General features: G+C 67.5%; 15 protein-coding genes. 13 read left to right on the top strand and 2 right to left on the bottom strand.

The genetic code is table 11. From position 1 onward, the window contains the following. The first annotated feature begins 35 nt into the window (after positions 1–35). On the top strand, positions 36–1,637 hold the full coding sequence (locus K9U41_RS07585) for an APC family permease (RefSeq protein WP_282640240.1): 1,602 nt from the start codon (positions 36–38) through the stop codon (positions 1,635–1,637). A 74-nt stretch (positions 1,638–1,711) separates the two neighbouring features. On the opposite strand, the gene K9U41_RS07580 is transcribed toward K9U41_RS07585, so the two are convergent. Further along, positions 1,712–2,383, bottom strand: a complete 672-nt coding sequence (locus tag K9U41_RS07580) for an alpha/beta hydrolase (RefSeq protein WP_282640239.1) — start codon at positions 2,381–2,383, stop codon at positions 1,712–1,714. Between the two features lie 310 nt (positions 2,384–2,693). Here K9U41_RS07580 and K9U41_RS07575 point away from each other — a divergent pair, with 310 nt between their 5' ends. The 7 genes from K9U41_RS07575 (at position 2,694) to K9U41_RS07545 (ending at position 10,112) form a co-directional block, all read left to right on the top strand. Further along, positions 2,694–3,965, top strand: a complete 1,272-nt coding sequence (locus K9U41_RS07575; RefSeq protein ID WP_282640238.1) for a cysteine desulfurase family protein — start codon at positions 2,694–2,696, stop codon at positions 3,963–3,965. 139 nt (positions 3,966–4,104) lie between these two features. Beyond that, complete coding sequence (gene sufB / locus K9U41_RS07570; RefSeq protein ID WP_282640237.1) at positions 4,105–5,577, top strand: Fe-S cluster assembly protein SufB; 1,473 nt, start codon at positions 4,105–4,107, stop codon at positions 5,575–5,577. Between the two features lie 238 nt (positions 5,578–5,815). Next, a complete protein-coding gene (sufC, locus tag K9U41_RS07565; RefSeq protein ID WP_282640236.1) occupies positions 5,816–6,565 on the top strand; it encodes a Fe-S cluster assembly ATPase SufC in 750 nt (249 codons plus the stop codon). 8 nt (positions 6,566–6,573) lie between these two features. Continuing rightward, positions 6,574–7,914 carry a Fe-S cluster assembly protein SufD gene (sufD, locus tag K9U41_RS07560; RefSeq protein ID WP_282640235.1) on the top strand — a complete coding sequence of 447 codons (1,341 nt, stop codon included), beginning with the start codon at positions 6,574–6,576 and terminating at the stop codon, positions 7,912–7,914. Positions 7,915–8,036: 122 nt separating this feature from the next. Continuing rightward, positions 8,037–9,284 (top strand): cysteine desulfurase, encoded by a 1,248-nt coding sequence (locus K9U41_RS07555; protein WP_282640234.1) that lies wholly within the window; start codon positions 8,037–8,039, stop codon positions 9,282–9,284. Beyond that, on the top strand, positions 9,281–9,655 hold the full coding sequence (locus tag K9U41_RS07550; protein WP_282640233.1) for an SUF system Fe-S cluster assembly protein: 375 nt from the start codon (positions 9,281–9,283) through the stop codon (positions 9,653–9,655). Before K9U41_RS07555 ends, K9U41_RS07550 begins: the two co-directional genes overlap by 4 nt. A 1-nt stretch (position 9,656) precedes the next feature. After that, a complete protein-coding gene (locus K9U41_RS07545) occupies positions 9,657–10,112 on the top strand; it encodes a VOC family protein (protein WP_432715747.1) in 456 nt (151 codons plus the stop codon). 22 nt (positions 10,113–10,134) lie between these two features. Here the strand turns inward: K9U41_RS07545 and K9U41_RS07540 are convergent, their stop codons facing one another. Next, on the bottom strand, positions 10,135–11,091 hold the full coding sequence (locus tag K9U41_RS07540) for a homocysteine S-methyltransferase family protein (RefSeq protein ID WP_282640231.1): 957 nt from the start codon (positions 11,089–11,091) through the stop codon (positions 10,135–10,137). A 253-nt stretch (positions 11,092–11,344) separates the two neighbouring features. Between K9U41_RS07540 and K9U41_RS07535 the strand changes: the two genes are divergently transcribed. From K9U41_RS07535 to K9U41_RS07515, 5 genes are all read left to right on the top strand, one after another. Next, the gene (locus K9U41_RS07535) at positions 11,345–11,971 is read left to right on the top strand and encodes a TetR/AcrR family transcriptional regulator (protein ID WP_282640230.1); all 627 of its coding nucleotides are present in this window, start codon (positions 11,345–11,347) and stop codon (positions 11,969–11,971) included. A gap of 669 nt (positions 11,972–12,640) precedes the next feature. Then, positions 12,641–13,963, top strand: coding sequence for a proline--tRNA ligase (proS, locus tag K9U41_RS07530; RefSeq protein WP_282640229.1), 1,323 nt, complete (start codon positions 12,641–12,643; stop codon positions 13,961–13,963). A gap of 116 nt (positions 13,964–14,079) precedes the next feature. Then, on the top strand, positions 14,080–15,303 hold the full coding sequence (locus K9U41_RS07525; RefSeq protein ID WP_282640256.1) for a lipoprotein-releasing ABC transporter permease subunit: 1,224 nt from the start codon (positions 14,080–14,082) through the stop codon (positions 15,301–15,303). Continuing rightward, positions 15,303–16,046 carry an ABC transporter ATP-binding protein gene (locus K9U41_RS07520; protein ID WP_282640228.1) on the top strand — a complete coding sequence of 248 codons (744 nt, stop codon included), beginning with the start codon at positions 15,303–15,305 and terminating at the stop codon, positions 16,044–16,046. Before K9U41_RS07525 ends, K9U41_RS07520 begins: the two co-directional genes overlap by 1 nt. Before the next feature lie 38 nt (positions 16,047–16,084). After that, complete coding sequence (locus K9U41_RS07515) at positions 16,085–16,888, top strand: YdcF family protein (RefSeq protein WP_282640227.1); 804 nt, start codon at positions 16,085–16,087, stop codon at positions 16,886–16,888. The last annotated feature ends 108 nt before the right edge of the window (positions 16,889–16,996 follow it).

The following is a 16,996-nucleotide window of genomic DNA, read 5'->3' as shown; positions in this document are numbered from 1 at the left end:
CCGGGGCGTCGCACCCTGGCGAGGCGGGGGGAGCGATGGGCAAGCTGAAGCGCGAGATCGGGCTGATCGGCCTCACCTTCGTGGCCGTGAGCGGCATCATCGGTTCCGGCTGGCTGTTCGCCCCGCTGCTGGCCGCCCAGCATGCGGGACCCTCCGCCCTGATCGCGTGGGTGATCGGCGGCGCCGCCATGCTGCTGTTCGCCCTCACCTTCGCGGAAATCTCGGCCATGCTGCCGGTGGCCGGCGGCATCGCGCGGGTTCCCCAGTTCAGCCACGGCAATGTGGTGGCCATGGCCATGGGGTGGAGCGCCTGGGTGGGCTACAACACCACCGCCCCCATCGAGGTGGAGGCCATGCTGCGCTACCTCGGCCCGCACCTGGGCTGGCTCTATACGGCGCCGGGCAGCGGCACCCTGTCGTGGGCGGGCGTGGCGGTGGCGGGGCTGATGATGGTCTGCTTCACCGTCATCAATGCCTTCGGCGTGCGCTTCTTCACCCGCGTGAACACCGCCATCACCTGGTTGAAGATCGCCATTCCCCTTGTCGTCATCGTGGCGCTGCTGGCGGCGCGGTTCGAGCCGGCCAACTTTACCCAGGTGGGCGGCGGGTTCGCGCCGTTCGGGGTGGCCGGCGTGCTGGCGGCGGTGTCGTCGGGGGGCGTCGCCTTTTCCTTCATCGGCTTTCGCCATGCCATCGACATGGCGGGGGAGGTGAAGAATCCCGGCGTCACCATTCCCATTGCCCTGGTGCTGGCGCTGGCCATTGCCTTCGTGGTCTATGGCGGCATCCAGTTCGCCTTCACCGGCGCGCTGCTGCCGGAGGACCTTGCCAACGGCTGGGGCGCGCTGGCGCTGCCGGGGGATTTCGGTCCGCTGGGCGCGCTCGCCGCGGCGCTGGGGATGCTGTGGCTGGTGAGCCTGCTGAATTTCGGCGCGGTGGTCGGGCCGTTCGCCGGCGGCCTCGTCTCGGTGGGCTCCAATGCGCGCCTGGCCTTCGCGCTGGCGGAGAACGGCTTCTTTCCCGAGCGCTTCGCGGCGCTCTCGGCGCGCGGCGTGCCGGTGGCCGCGTTGCTGCTGAACCTCGTGTTTTCGCTAGCCGCTTTCGTCCTGCTGCCGTTCAGCGAGGTGGTGCAGCTGAACTCCTCCGCCGTCATCCTCTCCTTCGTGGTGGGGCCGGTGGCGGTGGTGGCCCTGCGCCAGCTGCTGCCGGATGCGACGCGGCCGCTGCGGGTGCCGGCGGTGAAGCTGGTGGCGCCGGTGGCCTTCATCATCGCCACCTACATCATCTATTGGAGCGGATGGCCCACCGTGTGGCGGCTCGGCCTATGCCTGCTGGCGGGGCTGGCGCTGTTCCTCATCCATGCCCGCAATCGTGCCGCCGGCAGCCTGGACCTTGCGGAAGCGGTTTGGCTCGCGCCCTACCTCGGCGGGCTGGGGCTGGTGTCGTTCCTCGGCAGCTTCGGGGGAGCCGGCCTCATTCCCTTCGGCTGGGACCTGGCGGTGCTGGCCGCGCTCGGGGGCGGGGCGTTCGCGCTGGCCGTGCGGGCGCGGCTGAGCCAGCCGAAGTTCGATCGCTACATGAGCGAGGAACGGGTCCTGGATGCGGCCACGGAGGAGGAGCCGGAGGTCCGGGTCTAGGAGAATCTTCTCGCAAAAACGGCCGGTCCAGTGGACCGGCCGTTCATGAAGCTGGGAATGCGGCGCGATCGCCCTCAGGCGGCGCTGTCCTTGTTGTCCTTGCGGGTGCCGGGCAGGCGCTTGTCGAGATAGGTGCCGACCACGCCCATCAGGTCCTCGGTCTTGCCGTCGAAGAAGTGGTTGGCGCCGGGCACCACCTGCTGCTCGATGACGATGCCCTTCTGGGTCTTCAGCTTCTCCACCAGCGTCTGGACCGCGGAAGTGGGCACCACCGCATCCTTGTCGCCGTGGACGAACAGGCCCGAGGACGGGCAGGGGGCGAGGAAGGAGAAGTCGTAGAGGTTCGCCGGCGCGGCGATGGAGATGAAGCCCTCCACCTCCGGGCGGCGCATGAGCAGCTGCATGCCGATCCACGCGCCGAAGGAGAAGCCGGCGATCCAGCACGCCCGCGCATCCGGATTGACCGACTGGGCCCAGTCGAGCGCCGCCGCGGCATCGGACAATTCGCCGGTGCCGTGGTCGAACGATCCCTGAGAGCGGCCGACGCCCCGGAAATTGAAGCGCAGCACCGAGAAGCCGCGGTTCGCGAACTGATAATACAGATTATACACGACAGGATTGTTCATCGTCCCGCCGAACTGCGGGTGCGGATGAAGAATGATGGCGATAGGCGCATTGCGGGTCTTGGCGGGCTGGTAGCGGCCTTCAAGGCGCCCCTTTTCGCCGGGGAAGATCACTTCTGGCATGGAAGTTTTACAACCTCTGGGTGGCAATGACGCACAGGATGAAGCGGAGCCTGTCCGAAAGTCACGGCTCTCGGGGACGAACCCGCTTGCATCACCCTAACGACTTGACGCCGAAACGGTAATGCTTGACTTACAGAACGGAACGACCTATTGATTTAGAATAATTCTAATCTGTTCCTGCCGGCTGCGCAAACCGTAGGGCGCTGCAATGCGGGATCGGGTGAAGTTTGAGCTATGACCGAGATTGCCGGCAATTGCAAGTCTGGCGCGGGTCCGGAGCGTGTTTCGCGCGAGGGACCGGGAGGCGGAGATGAGCGCGGGCGGCATCCTGGGATCGCAGGATCTTAGGTCGCAGGGTCCTGGGTCGCAGGATCGGTCTGAGGCCGGGGCAAACGCGCCCGCGGCCAACGCCGGCGCGCGCCGTGCCTACCTTGATCACAATGCCACGAGCCCCCTGAGGCGCGAAGCGCGGGCCGCCCTGCTCGCGGCGCTGGAAGGCGTGGGCAACGCCTCCTCCGTCCATGCCGATGGCCGCGCCGCCCGGGCGCGCATCGAGGCGGCGCGCGGGGAGGTGGCCCGCCTCGTGGGGGCTTCGCCGCGTGGGGTGGTTTTCACCTCGGGCGCCACGGAGGCCGCCGCGCTGGCGCTGCATCCGGCGGTGGAGATGGACGGCCGGCCGAAGCCTTGCCATGTGCTGCTCATGGGCGCGGTGGAACATCCCGCGGTGCTGCGCGGCCATCGCTTTCCCGCCGAGGCGGTGGAGGTGCTGCCCGTGGACGGCACCGGCCGCCTCGATCTCGGCGCGCTGGAGGCGGCGCTGGCCCGCCATGCCGCCGCCGGCCGGCGGGCCCTTCTGGCGCTGATGGCGGCCAACAACGAGACCGGCGTGGTGCAGCCCGTCGCCGAGGCAGCGCGGCTGGTGCGGGCGCACGACGGCGTCGTCTTCTGCGATGCGGTGCAGGCCGCCGGGCGCCTGCCGCTGGACATGGCGGCGCTGGGTGTGGATTTCCTCAGCCTGTCCGCCCACAAGATGGGTGGTCCGCAGGGCGCGGGAGCGCTGGTGGCGGGGCCGGATGATCGCACGCCGGCCCTCATCGCCGGTGGCGGGCAGGAGCGCAGCCGCCGCGCGGGAACCGAGAACAGCCCGGCCATCGCCGGCTTCGGCGCCGTTGCCCGTGTGGCGCGCGCGGACCTTGCCGCCGAGGCCTCCCGGCTCGCGACGTTGCGCGACGGGCTGGAACGGGCGGTGCTGGCGGGCGTTCCCGATGCAGAGGTCATCGCTTTCGGGGCGGAGCGGCTGCCCAATACCAGCACGCTCACGTTTGCCGGACTTCGGGCCGAGACACTGGTGATCGCCCTCGACCTTGCCCACGTAAGTGTCAGTGCGGGCTCGGCCTGCTCGTCGGGGAAGGTGGGCGCCTCCCATGTGCTTTCGGCCATGGGCGTCCCCGAGGACCGCGCGGCGGGCGCCATCCGCCTCTCGCTGGGCTGGTCCAGCACGCGGCAAGATGTGGACGAGGCGGTGGCGGCCTTGCAAAAGGTGGTGCCGCACCTGAGAAGCCGCGCGGTACGTGCGGCGTAGAAGCAAAGAGTGCAGAAGCCGCACGGGGCGCGCGGCTTAGAAGCAAAGGGCCGGGAGCCGCGCGGGACGCGCGGCATGTGACGCAAGACGTGAACTTGACCCGCGGGCCTTGACCCCGCGCGGGAGAGGAGAAGAGAAGATGCCTGCGGTTCAGGAAACGGTTGAACGCGTCCGCGCGCTCGATGTGGACCAGTACAAGTACGGTTTCGTCACGGACATCGAGAGCGAGAAGGCCCCCAAGGGCCTGTCCGAGGATACGATCCGCTATATCTCCGCCAAGAAGAACGAGCCGGAATGGATGCTCGAATGGCGGCTTCAGGCCTATCGGCGCTGGCTCACCATGGAGGAGCCCACCTGGGCGCGGGTGAGCTATCCGAGAATCGATTTCCAGGACTATTATTATTATTCGCAGCCCAAGGCGGGGCCGAAGTCCATCGACGAGATCGATCCGGAAATCCTCAAGACCTACGAGAAGCTGGGCATTCCGCTGCGCGAGCGCGACGCCCTGCTGGGCATCGAGAATTCGGGCGGCTCGAAGGTGGCGGTGGACGCGGTGTTCGACAGCGTGTCGGTGGCCACCACCTTCAGGGCGGAACTGGCCAGCGCGGGCGTGATCTTCATGCCCATCTCGGAAGCCATCCGCGAGCATCCCGAGCTGGTGAAGACCTATCTCGGCTCGGTGGTGCCGGTGTCCGACAATTTCTACGCCACCCTGAATTCGGCGGTCTTCTCCGACGGGTCGTTCGTGTACATCCCGCCGGGTGTGCGCTGCCCCATGGAATTGTCCACCTACTTCCGTATCAACGAGCGCAACACCGGCCAGTTCGAGCGCACCCTCATCATCGCCGACGAGGGGGCCTATGTGAGCTATCTGGAAGGCTGCACCGCGCCCCAGCGCGACGAGAACCAGCTGCACGCCGCCGTGGTGGAGCTGGTGGCGCTCAAGGATGCCGAGATCAAGTATTCCACCGTCCAGAACTGGTATCCCGGCGACAAGGACGGCAAGGGCGGCATCTATAATTTCGTCACCAAGCGCGGCGACTGCCGGGGCGACAATTCCAAGATCTCGTGGACTCAAGTCGAGACCGGATCGGCCATCACCTGGAAGTATCCAAGCTGCATCCTGCGCGGCGACAACTCCCAGGGCGAGTTCTATTCCATCGCCATCTCCAATGGCTACCAGCAGGTGGACAGCGGCACCAAGATGATCCATCTCGGCAAGAACACGTCGAGCCGCATCATCTCCAAGGGCATCGCCGCCGGCCATTCGGAGAATACCTATCGCGGGCAGGTCTCGGCCCACCGGAAGGCGACCGGCGCGCGCAACTTCACCAATTGCGACTCGCTGCTCATCGGCAACCAGTGCGGCGCGCACACCGTGCCCTACATGGAGGCCAGGAACGCCTCGGCCCAGTTCGAGCACGAGGCCACCACCTCCAAGATCTCCGAGGACCAGCTGTTCTACTGCCTCCAGCGCGGCCTTTCGCAGGAAGAGGCGGTGGCGCTCATCGTCAACGGCTTCGTGCGCGACGTGCTCCAGCAACTGCCCATGGAGTTCGCCGTGGAGGCCCAGAAGCTCATCGCCGTGAGCCTCGAGGGGAGCGTGGGGTGAGCCTCCGGCCCCTTTAACGGCGCGTCATGGCCGGGCTTGTCCCTGAAGTCGGCTGTTGCCGACTTCAGTTTTCAAGAGCGGAACCCGGAAACATCCGGGTTCCGGCCATCCACGCCCGGCGGCCAGGAACAAGCTTCCCACACCGCGCGCCAGCGGCACGGCCCGAGCCCGCAACTGCCCGAGCCCGCATCAGACATTCCCGCCCGGCCCGGCCGTGGCGCACCAACGGACACAGCACATGCTCGAAATCAAGAATCTCCACGCCCGCATTGGCGACAACGAGATCCTCAAGGGCCTCACCCTCACCATCCCGGCGGGGGAGGTGCATGCCATCATGGGGCCGAACGGCTCCGGCAAGTCCACCTTGTCCTATGTGCTCTCGGGCAAGCCGGACTATGAGGTCACCGAGGGCTCGGCCACCTTCAACGGCCAGGACATCCTTGCCCTCGCGCCGGAAGAGCGGGCGGCGGCGGGCGTGTTCCTTGCCTTCCAGTATCCAATAGAGATCCCCGGCGTCGCCAACATGCAGTTCCTGCGCTCCGCCATGAATGCGCAGAAGAAGGCGCGCGGGGAGGAGGAAATCTCCACCCCCGACTTCCTCAAGCTGGTGCGCTTGAAGGCCCCGGACCTCGGCATCACCCAGGACATGCTGCGGCGCGGGGTGAACGTGGGCTTCTCCGGCGGCGAGAAGAAGCGCAACGAAATCCTCCAGATGGCGCTGCTGGAGCCCAAGCTGTGCATCCTGGACGAGACCGATTCCGGCCTCGATATCGATGCGCTGAAGGTGGTGGCGCAGGGGGTGAACGCCCTGCGCGCGCCCGATCGCGCCATGCTGGTCATCACCCATTACCAGCGCCTGCTCGACCATATCGTGCCGGACGTGGTGCATGTGATGCACAAGGGCCGCATCGTTCGCTCCGGCGGCGCCGAGCTGGCGCTGGAGCTGGAGGAATCCGGCTATGCCGCCTACGGGCAGGATGCGGCGTGAGCGCGGCCATGAACATTCCCGTCCGTCCCGCCCGCACACCGGCCGAAGACGCCATCGCCGCCACGCTCCAGGCCCGGCTTGCCGTCGCGGCCGGGCAGGGGGGCCTCGACGGGCGGATGGGCGAGCTGAGCGCCGATGCCCTTGAGGCCTTCCGCGCCCATGGCCTGCCCAACCGGCGCGTGGAGGAATGGAAATACACCGACCTGCGCGCGGCCGTTCGCGCCTTCCCCCCGCTCGCCGGCGCCCCCACCGCCGCGGACGAGGCGGAAGCCACCCGCATCGCGCTCGACGTGCCCCATGCGGCGCGCCTCCTGTTCGTGAGCGGGATGCTGGCGCGCGGCGCCTCCGACTTCGCGGGCCTGCCCGCCGGTGTCAGCGCCCTGCCGCTCGATGCGGCGACGGCGGCGAATGATCCGCTGCTAGACCGCATCGGCTCCCTTCCGCCGGACCGCTACGATGGCGCGCTGGCGCTGAACACCGGCTTCCTCGGCGAGGGGCTGGTGGTGAAGGTGGAGGCGGGCACCAAGGTCGCCAAGCCGATGCATCTGGCCCACGTCTTTCCGGCGGGCGAGGCCGTGGCCGGCTTCACCCGCGCCGTGGTGGTGGTGGGCGACGGTGCCGAGCTGACGCTGGTGGAGAGCTTCACCGGCCGCGAGGGCGTCGCCTACCAGGCCAACCACGCCATGGAGCTGGTGGTGGGCGACGGCGCCACCGTCAATTTGGTGCGGCTGCAGGAGGAGGGCGCGGCTGCGCTCCATCTCGGCACGCTCATGGTGGAGCTGGGCCGCGCGGCGAAGCTCGACGTGTTCTCCCTGGTGCAGGGCGCGGCGCTGTCGCGCCATTCCGTCTACGGCCGCTTCCAGGGCACCGGGACAAATCTGGGGGTGCGGGGCGCCACCCTGCTGAAGGGTCGCCAGCACGCCGACACCACCATGTTCATCGACCATGCGGTAGCGGGCTGCGAGAGCCGGGAGCTGTTCAAGACCGTGCTGTCGGATGAGGCCCACGGCGTGTTCCAGGGCAAGATCGTGGTGCGGCGCGATGCCCAGAAGACGGACGGGCGCATGATGAGCCAGTCTCTGCTGCTGAGCGACGGCGCGGAGATGGACAACAAGCCCGAGCTTGAGATCTTCGCCGACGACGTGCAGTGCGGCCACGGCGCCACGGTGGGCACGCTGGACGACAAGATGCTGTTCTACCTGCGCTCGCGCGGCCTGCCGCTGAAGGAGGCCGAGCGCCTGCTGATCCAGGCCTTCGTGGGCGAGGCCGTGGAATATGTGGAGGACGAGGCCCTGCGCGAGGTCCTCATCGCCCGCATGGTGGCGTGGCTGGAGAAACGGGCGGCCTGAAGGGCCTTCGGTTGGTGATATGCCCCGGATTGGGCACGAGGCGCGGATGCCTTCCCCCTCCCAACCCTTCCCCGCACGCGGGAGAGGGCTTTACCGGCAAGCTTTAGCAAGGACGTTTTGGCATGACGCACATTCACCCCGCCGTCACCAACGGCACCTTCGACGTGGAGAAGGTGCGCGCCGATTTTCCGGCGCTGTCGCTGGAGGTGAATGGCTATCCGCTCACCTATCTGGACAATGCCGCCTCCGCCCAGAAGCCGCGGCAGGTGATCCAGCGCATGGTGACCGCCTACGAGCGGGAATATTCCAACGTCCACCGCGGCCTGCACTATCTGGCCAATGCCGCCACCGAGGCGTTCGAGCAGGCGCGCGAGAGCATGCGCGGCTTCCTCAACGCGGCGTCCGTGGACGAGATCATCTTCACCCGCTCGGGCACCGGGGCCATCAACACCGTGGCCAGTTCCCTCGGCCAGTCGATCCAGCCGGGCGACGAGATCGTGCTCTCCATCATGGAGCACCATTCCAACATCGTGCCGTGGCACTTCCTGCGCGAGCGCAACGGCGCGGTGATCAGGTGGGCGCCGGTACGCGAGGACGGCTCGTTCGACTTCGAGGCGTTCAAGGCCCTGCTCTCCGAGCGCACCAGGATCGTTGCCATCACCCAGATGTCCAACGTGCTGGGCACGGTGACGCCGATCAAGGAGATCACCGCCGCGGCGCACGCGGTGGGGGCCAGGGTGGTGGTGGACGGCTGCCAGTCCGTCGTCCACATGCCGGTGGACGTGCGCGGCCTCGACGTGGATTTCTTCGCCGTCACCGGCCACAAGCTCTATGCGCCCACCGGCATCGGCGTGCTCTACGGCAAGCTGGACCTGCTGGCGCAGATGCCGCCCTATGAAGGTGGCGGCGAAATGATCCGCGAGGTCACGGAAGATGACGTGACCTATGGCGTGCCGCCTCACAGATTTGAAGCTGGAACACCTCCAATCGTTCAGGCCATCGGGCTCGGTGCGGCGGTGGAGTATGTGAACTCCATCGGCCGCGAGCGCATCGCCGCGCACGAGCACGACCTCTCCGTCTATGCCCACGAACGCTTGGGAGCGCTCAATTCCCTGCGCATTATCGGGACCGCGCCGGGCAAGGGCGCCATTATTTCCTTCGAGATGAAGGGCGCCCATCCCCATGACGTGGCCACGGTGATCGACCGCTACGGTGTTGCAGTGCGGGCAGGCACCCATTGCGCCCAGCCGCTTTTGGCCCGATATGGTGCAACAGCGACGTGCCGCGCATCCTTTGCCCTTTACAACACGCGCGCCGACGTGGACCGTCTGGTGGACGCTCTCGTCAAGGCGCAGGATTTGTTCGCATGACCGAGACGAAGACCACCGAGCAGGCGAATGCGCCGCAGATCAGGTCCTCCATTGCCGAGGCTGAGCTGGAGCGCCTGACCGACAGCATCGTCGGCGCGCTGAAGACCGTCTATGACCCGGAAATCCCGGTGGACATCTACGAGCTGGGCCTCATCTACAAGGTGGACATCGCCGACGACCACACCGTCGCCGTGGAAATGACCCTGACCACCCCCAACTGCCCCGCCGCCGCCGAGCTGCCGGGCATGGTGGAAAGCGCCGTGGCGTCGGTGCCGGGCATTTCCGACGTGAAGGTGGACATCACCTTCGATCCGCCGTGGGACCAGGGCCGCATGTCCGAGGAAGCCCGCGCCACCCTCAACCTGTGGTGAGATGACCGTGGGCGGCGCGTCGTCCCGCCTGCCGCCCACCCTCCCGCCGCCTTTGGGCCGGCTGGTGGAAACCGGCCTCTATGTGGACGACCTCGCCCGTGCGACCGCCTTCTACGAGGGTGTGCTGGGCCTCGTGCCCATGCTCTCCGATGCCCGCTTCGCCGCCTATCCCGTGGGCGACACGGTGCTGCTGCTGTTCAAGCGCGGCACGGCGGATGAAGCGATAGCGCTGCCGTTCGGCGGCGCCATTCCGCCCCATGACGGCGCCGGCCGCCTGCACTTCGCCTTCGCGGTGGCGGCGGCTGACATCGAGCCGTGGCGGGCGCACCTTGAAGCCCATGGCGTCGCCATCGAGGGCGAGGTGCATTGGCCCAGGGGCTCTACCAGCCTCTATTTCCGCGACCCGGACGGCAACCTCGCGGAGATCGCCAGCCCGGGGCTATGGGCGAACTACTGACGCCGGGGGCGTCGCCGGCCCGTCACGCCGCAGCGCTCTCGGCGGTGCAGGCGAAGCGGATCTGCTCCACGTGGCGGTGATCGGTGCCGCAGCAGCCGCCCAGCACGGTGAAGTGCGGCATGCGGCTGCGCAGCTCGCCATAGAGCCGGCCCAGTTCCACCGGATCGCCGGCATCGAGGTCCGGCGAGGCGTCGAGTTCCGCGTGGCTGCGCCGCGAGGCGTTCGCCCTCAGGCCCCTCAGGCGCTGCATCCAGTCGGCCCCCGGCTCCAGCACATGGGCGAAGTGGGCGGGGTGGGCGCAGTTGATGAGGTAGTAGGCCGCCGCTCCGCCGGTGGCGGCATCGGTCTCGCGGATCGCCTCCTTCAGCGTCTGGCCCGAGGGCAGGCGGCCGTCGGTTTCCAGCGTGAAGGAGATGGCCACCGGCAGCCCCGCCGCCTGCGCCGCCTGCACGATGCCGATGGCCTCGGCGCAATAGGTTAGGGTATAGGCCGTCACCATGTCGGCCGAGGTCTCGGCATAGAGGCCGATCTGCCAGGCGTGGTAGTCGCGCGCCTCGTCCGGCGTCATCATGGCCCCGGCGATATAGCCGTCGCCGCGCGGGCCGACGACGCCCGCCACCACCATGGGCGAGAGCGGCGTCTCGTGGCGCGTGCGCATCTCTTCCATGAGCGCGATGCCGCGCCGGTTGACCTCGGCGAGGGCCTCGCGGGACAGGCCCATCTTCGCGCCCCAGTCGGGGTTGGAGCGCCAGTTGGGGGAATCGAGCACGAAGCCGAGCCCGGCGGCTGCCGCCGCGCCGGCATACTGATCGTAATAGGCGGCGAGGCGCTGGGTGCCGTCCGCGTCCTTCAGCAGGTCGGCGGCGGCGAAGCAGGGCAGGTCGATGCCCTGATGGAAGACGAGGGTGGTTTCCAGCCCGCCATCCATCAGGAACAGGCGGCCGGCCAATTGCGGCAGGGCCGCGCGATACTTGCTCATGGCAATCTCCGTCTCTCAACTTCACGAAAGAGAGCGATGCCGGCGGTATCCAAGTGAAACGAACGCCGGTGTCGCGATGGGCGGAAACATGCGTGCGCACGCACCAAAGTTCTACGCCACTCGCGGTCAAGCACGAAGGAAATCATGCCAAGTCATTCTGCCCGCTTTCCTTTCGGCTGCGCGCCGAACTGCATGGACGTGCCCAAAGGGAATGGCATCTTGATGTCAACTGTACCTATGGTACATCAAGCCCATGCTGGAGCAGGCGCCGAAACGGGGTAGCGACACGCGCGAGCGGCTTCTCGCCATCGCGGAGGAGGCCGTACTGGCGAAAGGCTTCGCGGCGACCTCCATCGAGGAGCTGATCGCGGCGGTGGGCATCACCAAGAGCGGATTCTTCTACCATTTCAAGGACAAGTCGGAGCTGGCCAAGGCCATGATGCAGCGCTACCTTGAGCGCGACCGGGCCTTGCTCGACGACCTGTTCGCCCGCGCCGACGAGCTGAACGAGGACCCGCTTCACGGCCTGCTCATCGCCCTCAAGCTGTTCGCGGAGACGATGGCCGTGCTGCCGGAGGCCCATCCCGGCTGCCTCGCGGCGTCCTTCTGCTACCAGGACCAGCTCTTCAACCGCGAGATCCGGGACCTGAACGCCCAGGGCATGCTGGTTTGGCGCACGCGGTTCCGCGCGCGGTTCGAGCTGATCGCGCGCATTCATCCCCCGCGGGAGGCGGTGGACTTCGACGCGCTCGCCGACATGCTCGCCACGGTGGTGGAAGGCGGCCTGGTGCTGGGACGCGCGCTGCGCGATCCCGCCATCCTGCCGGGGCAGGTCCTCCAGTTCCGCGCCTATGTGCGGCTGCTGTTCGCCGGGGGGTGAGACACGGGGCGAGGACCTCTATCGCCAAAAGAAAAAGGCGAGGCCTGATGGCCCCGCCTCGTTCAATCCACGGCGTCCTGCGCTGCCTGCGGATCTAAGTCCGCTTTCAAAGCCGCGCGGCCAAGCCGTACTGCCGATTCCGTATGCGCCAAGTGGAACTCCCACGCGTGGGATTCACCAACAGGCGGCTGTCGGCCGGCTTTTTTAAATTCCTCCCGAGACCCGGACCGCGTTCACCGTCCATCTGGCCGGCCGGTGACGATCCCCTTTCTTGTGCGAGATCAAAATAGAACAAGAATCTGTCGTTTGTCATCCTTGCGCCGCAATAAGTTGTTCGCTGCAATGCGGTATGGTTCTAGCACACCGTGTTTCTCATTCCAAAGGCGCATGGCTACCTCCGGGCAGGCCTGCTCCGGTGGATTGCTGGAGTATGGGGTCATGAGTTCGCGGCGCGCTCCGGCGGGACCGTGCTCTTGGGGGCCTGCCTGGAGCGTCGAGCCTGGAGCGTCGAGCCTGGAGCGTGCAGCCTGGAACAGGCTGCCTGGAACATGCTCTTGCGGAAGCTGGGCGCGCGGCACCGTCGCGGCCCGCTGGCTCTTGTGTTTTGGCTCCCCTTCCGCTTTCACTCGCGCCGACTTCTTTCCCAGGTTTGAGATTCAGAGCCCGCCGATGCGCCTGTCCCGCTATTTTCTCCCCATCCTGCGTGAAGTTCCCAAGGAGGCGGAGATCGTCTCGCACCGCCTGATGCTCCGCGCCGGCATGATCCGGCAGGAATCGGCCGGCATCTATGCGTGGCTGCCCTTCGGCCTGCGGGTCCTCAACAAGGTGTGCAACATCATCCGCGAGGAGCAGAATCGCTCCGGCGCCGTCGAGATGCTGATGCCCACCATCCAGTCGGCGGACCTCTGGCGTGAGAGCGGGCGCTACGACGATTACGGCAAGGAAATGCTGCGCATCAAGGACCGCCACGAGCGCGAGATGCTGTTCGGCCCCACCAATGAGGAGATGATCACCGAGATCGTCCGGGCCTATGTGAAGTCGTACAAGGCGCTGCCGCTCAACCTCTACCATATCCAGTGGAAGTTCCGGGACGAGGTGCGCCCGCGCTTCGGCGTCTACCGCTCGCGCGAGTTCCTGATGAAGGATGCCTATTCCTTTGATCTCGACGCCGCCGGCGCCCGCCATTCCTACAACAAGATGTTCGTCGCTTATCTGCGCACCTTCGCAAGGATGGGGCTGAAAGCGATTCCCATGGTGGCGGACACCGGTCCCATCGGCGGCAACCTGTCCCACGAATTCATCATCCTTGCCTCCACGGGGGAGAGCGAGGTGTTCTGCCATGGCGACTATCTGGAAATGGCGCCGCCCTCCGCCGACGTGAACTTCGACGACGCGGCCGGCCTCCAGTCGGTGTTCGACCGCTGGACGCAGCTTTATGCCGCCACCTCCGAGAAGCACGACGAGGCTGCGTTCGCCGCCATCCCGGAAGCGCGCCGCATGGCCGCCCGCGGCATCGAGGTGGGGCACATCTTCTATTTCGGCACCAAATATTCCGAGCCCTTCGGCGCCAAGGTGCAGGGGCCGGACGGGGCCGAGCACACCATCCACATGGGCTCCTACGGCATCGGCCCCTCGCGGCTCGTCGCCGCCATGATCGAGGCCAGCCACGACGACAACGGCATCATCTGGCCGGACGCGGTGGCCCCGTTCCAGGTGGGCATCCTGAACCTGAAGGCCGGCGACAGCACCACCGGGGCCGCCTGCGAAAAGCTTTACGCGGAATTGACCGCCGCGGGCTATGACGTGCTCTACGACGACACCGAGGAGCGGGCGGGCGCGAAGTTCGCCACCGCCGACCTCATCGGCCTGCCGTGGCAGATCCTGGTGGGGCCGAAGGGCCTCGCCGACGGCAAGGTGGAACTGAAGCGCCGCGTGGACGGCTCCCGTGAGCTGATCGCGCCCGGCGACATCCTGGAGAGGCTGAAGGCATGAGCGTCACCGGGTCCACGGCGGCGAGGGGCGGGCCCAGGGGGGCCAAGAGCAGCCCAAGCGGGGGCCAGAGCGACGGTGAGGCCACCGGCACGCGCCCCTTCTCGGCATTCGAGTGGATGCTGTCGCTGCGGTATCTCCGGGCCCGGCGCAAGGAAGGCTTCATCTCGGTCATCGCCGGCTTCTCCTTCCTCGGCATCATGCTGGGGGTGGCGACCCTCATCATCGTCATGGCGGTGATGAACGGCTTCCGGCAGGAGCTTCTGGGCAAGATCCTCGGCCTCAACGGCCACGTGCTGGTGCAGCCGCTGGAATCGCCCCTCACTGACTACGTGGCGGTGGCCGACCGCATCGCCAGGCTCAACGGCATCCGTCTCGCGGTGCCGCTGGTGGAGGGGCAGGCGCTGGCCTCCTCGCCGTTCGGCGCCTCGGGCGTGCTGGTGCGCGGGCTGGCGGAAAAGGACCTGCGCGAGCTGCCCTCGGTGGCCCGCAACATCCGCCAGGGCACGCTGGAGAATTTCGACCAGGGCCAGGGCATCGCCATCGGCAAGCGCCTCGCCGACCAGCTCTCGCTGCGCGCGGGAGACAATCTGACGCTGGTGGCGCCGCGCGGCGCCGTGACGCCCATGGGCACCTCGCCGCGCATCAAGGTGTACAAGGTGGCGGCGGTGTTCGAGGTGGGCATGTCGGAATACGACAGCGCCTTCGTCTTCATGCCGCTGGCGGAGGCGCAGGCCTACTTCAACCGCAACGCCGACGTGAACGCCATCGAGGTCTACCTCGACAATCCCGACGACGTGGGCGAATTGCGCGGCGCCATCCAGAGCGCGGCGGAGCGGCCGGTGTATCTGGTGGACTGGCGGGTGCGCAACGCCACCTTCTTCAACGCGCTGCAGGTGGAGCGGAACGTCATGTTCCTCATCCTCACCCTCATCGTGCTGGTGGCGGCGCTCAACATCGTGTCCGGCCTCATCATGCTGGTGAAGGACAAGGGCCACGACATCGCCATCCTGCGCACCATGGGGGCGACGCAGGGCGCCATCATGCGGGTGTTCTTCATCACCGGCGCCGCCATCGGCGTGGTGGGCACGCTCTCGGGGCTGCTGCTGGGCGTGATCGTGTGCCTCAATATCGAGAGCATCCGCCAGTTCATCTCCTGGCTCACCGCCACCGAGCTGTTCTCGCCGGAGCTGTATTACCTGAGCCGCCTGCCGGCCGAGATGAACGTCGGCGAGACCACGTCCGTGGTGGTGATGGCCATGGTGCTCTCCTTCCTCGCCACCCTGTATCCGTCCTGGCGGGCCGCACGGCTCGATCCGGTGGAAGCCCTGAGATACGAGTGATGGATCAGCGCGCAAATCCAACAGGACGGCCCGAGGGACAGGGCGGCCGGCCGGGCGGTCGCCCGCCGCTGGCGCTGGCGCTCACCGGCGTGGTGCGGCGGTATGCCCAGGGCGCAGGCACCATCGAGGTCCTGCGCGGGGCGGATTTCGCCATCTCCCACGGCCAGTCGGTGGCGCTGGTGGCGCCCTCCGGCTCCGGCAAGTCCACGCTGCTGCATATCGCAGGATTGCTGGAGCATTCGGACGCGGGCGAGGTGTTCATCGACGGCACGCCCACCGCGCGCCTGCCCGACGCCGAGCGCACCCGCATCCGCCGGCTCTCCATCGGCTTCATCTACCAGTTCCACCACCTCCTGGCCGAGTTCACGGCGCTGGAGAACGTGGCCATGCCGCAGATGATCCGCGGCCTCTCCCGCAAGGAGGCCGAGACGCGCTCCAAGGAGATGCTCTCCTATCTCGGCCTCGGGGCGCGCCTCGTGCACCGTCCGTCCGAGCTGTCGGGCGGCGAGCAGCAGCGCGTGGCCATCGCCCGCGCTCTGGCCAACGCGCCGCGCCTGCTGCTGGCGGACGAGCCCACGGGCAACCTCGACCCCAAGACCTCCGACCACGTCTTCGGCGCGCTCATGGAGCTGGTGCGCGCCACCGGCGTGGCGGCGCTGATCGCCACCCACAATCTGGAGTTGGCCTCCCGCATGGACCGGCGCGTCACCCTGCGCGAGGGCAAGGTGGTGGAACTCGCCTGAGCGGGTGACGGACTTTCATTGGAGCCTGTGGAACGCGCATGGATTCCTTCTTCGCCGCGTCCAAGGTGCTGTGGTTCCTCGCGGTGCCCTCCAACCTGCTGGTCATCCTGGCTGTGCTGGGGCTGGTGCTGATGGCGTTCCGCCGCAGGGGGCTGGGCACCGGCCTAATCGTGACGGCGGTGGCGGGCTGGCTGGTGTTCGGCTTCTCGCCGGCGGCGCTCCACATCCTCTCGCCGCTGGAGGAGCGCTTCCCGCTGTTCAAGGATGATGGCACTCCCGTCACCGGCATCATCATGCTGGGCGGGGCGGAGAAGCCGGACATCGGCAATGCACGGGGCGTGCCCACATTCGGCGAGGCCGGGGAGCGGCCCATCGCCTTCGCGGCGCTGTCGCGGCGCTATCCGGACGCGCGGCTGGCCTTCGTGGGCGGCAGCGGGCGCCTGTTTCCCGAAGGCGACGCCATCGAGGCGCACATGATCCGCATGAGCCTGCCGGACCTCGGCATTCCGCAGGCGCGGGTGGTGTTCGAGGAAAAGTCGCGCAACACCGCCGAGAATGCCGAACTGGCCAAGGCGCTGCTGCAGCCCAGGCCCGGCGAGCGCTGGCTTCTGGTCACCAGTGCCTGGCACATGCCGCGCGCCATGGGCTGCTTCCGCAAGGCCGGGTTCGACGTGGTGGCCTATCCGGTGGATTTCCAGACCATGGGTCCGGATCGGCTAGACCAGCCGTTCTCCCGCGCCGCCGATGGTCTCGACACGACAGACATGGGCACGCGGGAATGGATGGGCCTTGTGGCCTATTACCTATCCGGCAAGACCAGCGCCCTGTTTCCGGCGCCGTGAGACCGGGCGCACCCGTGAACCCTCTCCCGCACGAGGCCGGATGTTTCCGGCCTCGCTCGTAGGAACCGAACTCGGCAACAGCCGAGTTCGGGCGGGGGAGGGCAGGGT

The sequence above is a fragment of the Xanthobacter autotrophicus genome (assembly GCF_029991245.1).
GTDB classification, from domain to species: Bacteria; Pseudomonadota; Alphaproteobacteria; order Rhizobiales; family Xanthobacteraceae; genus Xanthobacter; species Xanthobacter autotrophicus_C.
This window is presented reverse-complemented; position numbering and strand designations above follow the sequence as displayed.

Coding starts and splice junctions, on each gene's coding strand:
- K9U41_RS07585 (WP_282640240.1), top strand. CDS start 36: ATGGGCAAGCTGAAGCGCGAGATCGGGCTGATCGGCCTCACCTTCGTG.
- K9U41_RS07580 (WP_282640239.1), bottom strand. CDS start 2,383: ATGCCAGAAGTGATCTTCCCCGGCGAAAAGGGGCGCCTTGAAGGCCGC.
- K9U41_RS07575 (WP_282640238.1), top strand. CDS start 2,694: ATGAGCGCGGGCGGCATCCTGGGATCGCAGGATCTTAGGTCGCAGGGT.
- sufB (WP_282640237.1), top strand. CDS start 4,105: ATGCCTGCGGTTCAGGAAACGGTTGAACGCGTCCGCGCGCTCGATGTG.
- sufC (WP_282640236.1), top strand. CDS start 5,816: ATGCTCGAAATCAAGAATCTCCACGCCCGCATTGGCGACAACGAGATC.
- sufD (WP_282640235.1), top strand. CDS start 6,574: ATGAACATTCCCGTCCGTCCCGCCCGCACACCGGCCGAAGACGCCATC.
- K9U41_RS07555 (WP_282640234.1), top strand. CDS start 8,037: ATGACGCACATTCACCCCGCCGTCACCAACGGCACCTTCGACGTGGAG.
- K9U41_RS07550 (WP_282640233.1), top strand. CDS start 9,281: ATGACCGAGACGAAGACCACCGAGCAGGCGAATGCGCCGCAGATCAGG.
- K9U41_RS07545 (WP_432715747.1), top strand. CDS start 9,657: ATGACCGTGGGCGGCGCGTCGTCCCGCCTGCCGCCCACCCTCCCGCCG.
- K9U41_RS07540 (WP_282640231.1), bottom strand. CDS start 11,091: ATGAGCAAGTATCGCGCGGCCCTGCCGCAATTGGCCGGCCGCCTGTTC.
- K9U41_RS07535 (WP_282640230.1), top strand. CDS start 11,345: ATGCTGGAGCAGGCGCCGAAACGGGGTAGCGACACGCGCGAGCGGCTT.
- proS (WP_282640229.1), top strand. CDS start 12,641: ATGCGCCTGTCCCGCTATTTTCTCCCCATCCTGCGTGAAGTTCCCAAG.
- K9U41_RS07525 (WP_282640256.1), top strand. CDS start 14,080: ATGCTGTCGCTGCGGTATCTCCGGGCCCGGCGCAAGGAAGGCTTCATC.
- K9U41_RS07520 (WP_282640228.1), top strand. CDS start 15,303: ATGGATCAGCGCGCAAATCCAACAGGACGGCCCGAGGGACAGGGCGGC.
- K9U41_RS07515 (WP_282640227.1), top strand. CDS start 16,085: ATGGATTCCTTCTTCGCCGCGTCCAAGGTGCTGTGGTTCCTCGCGGTG.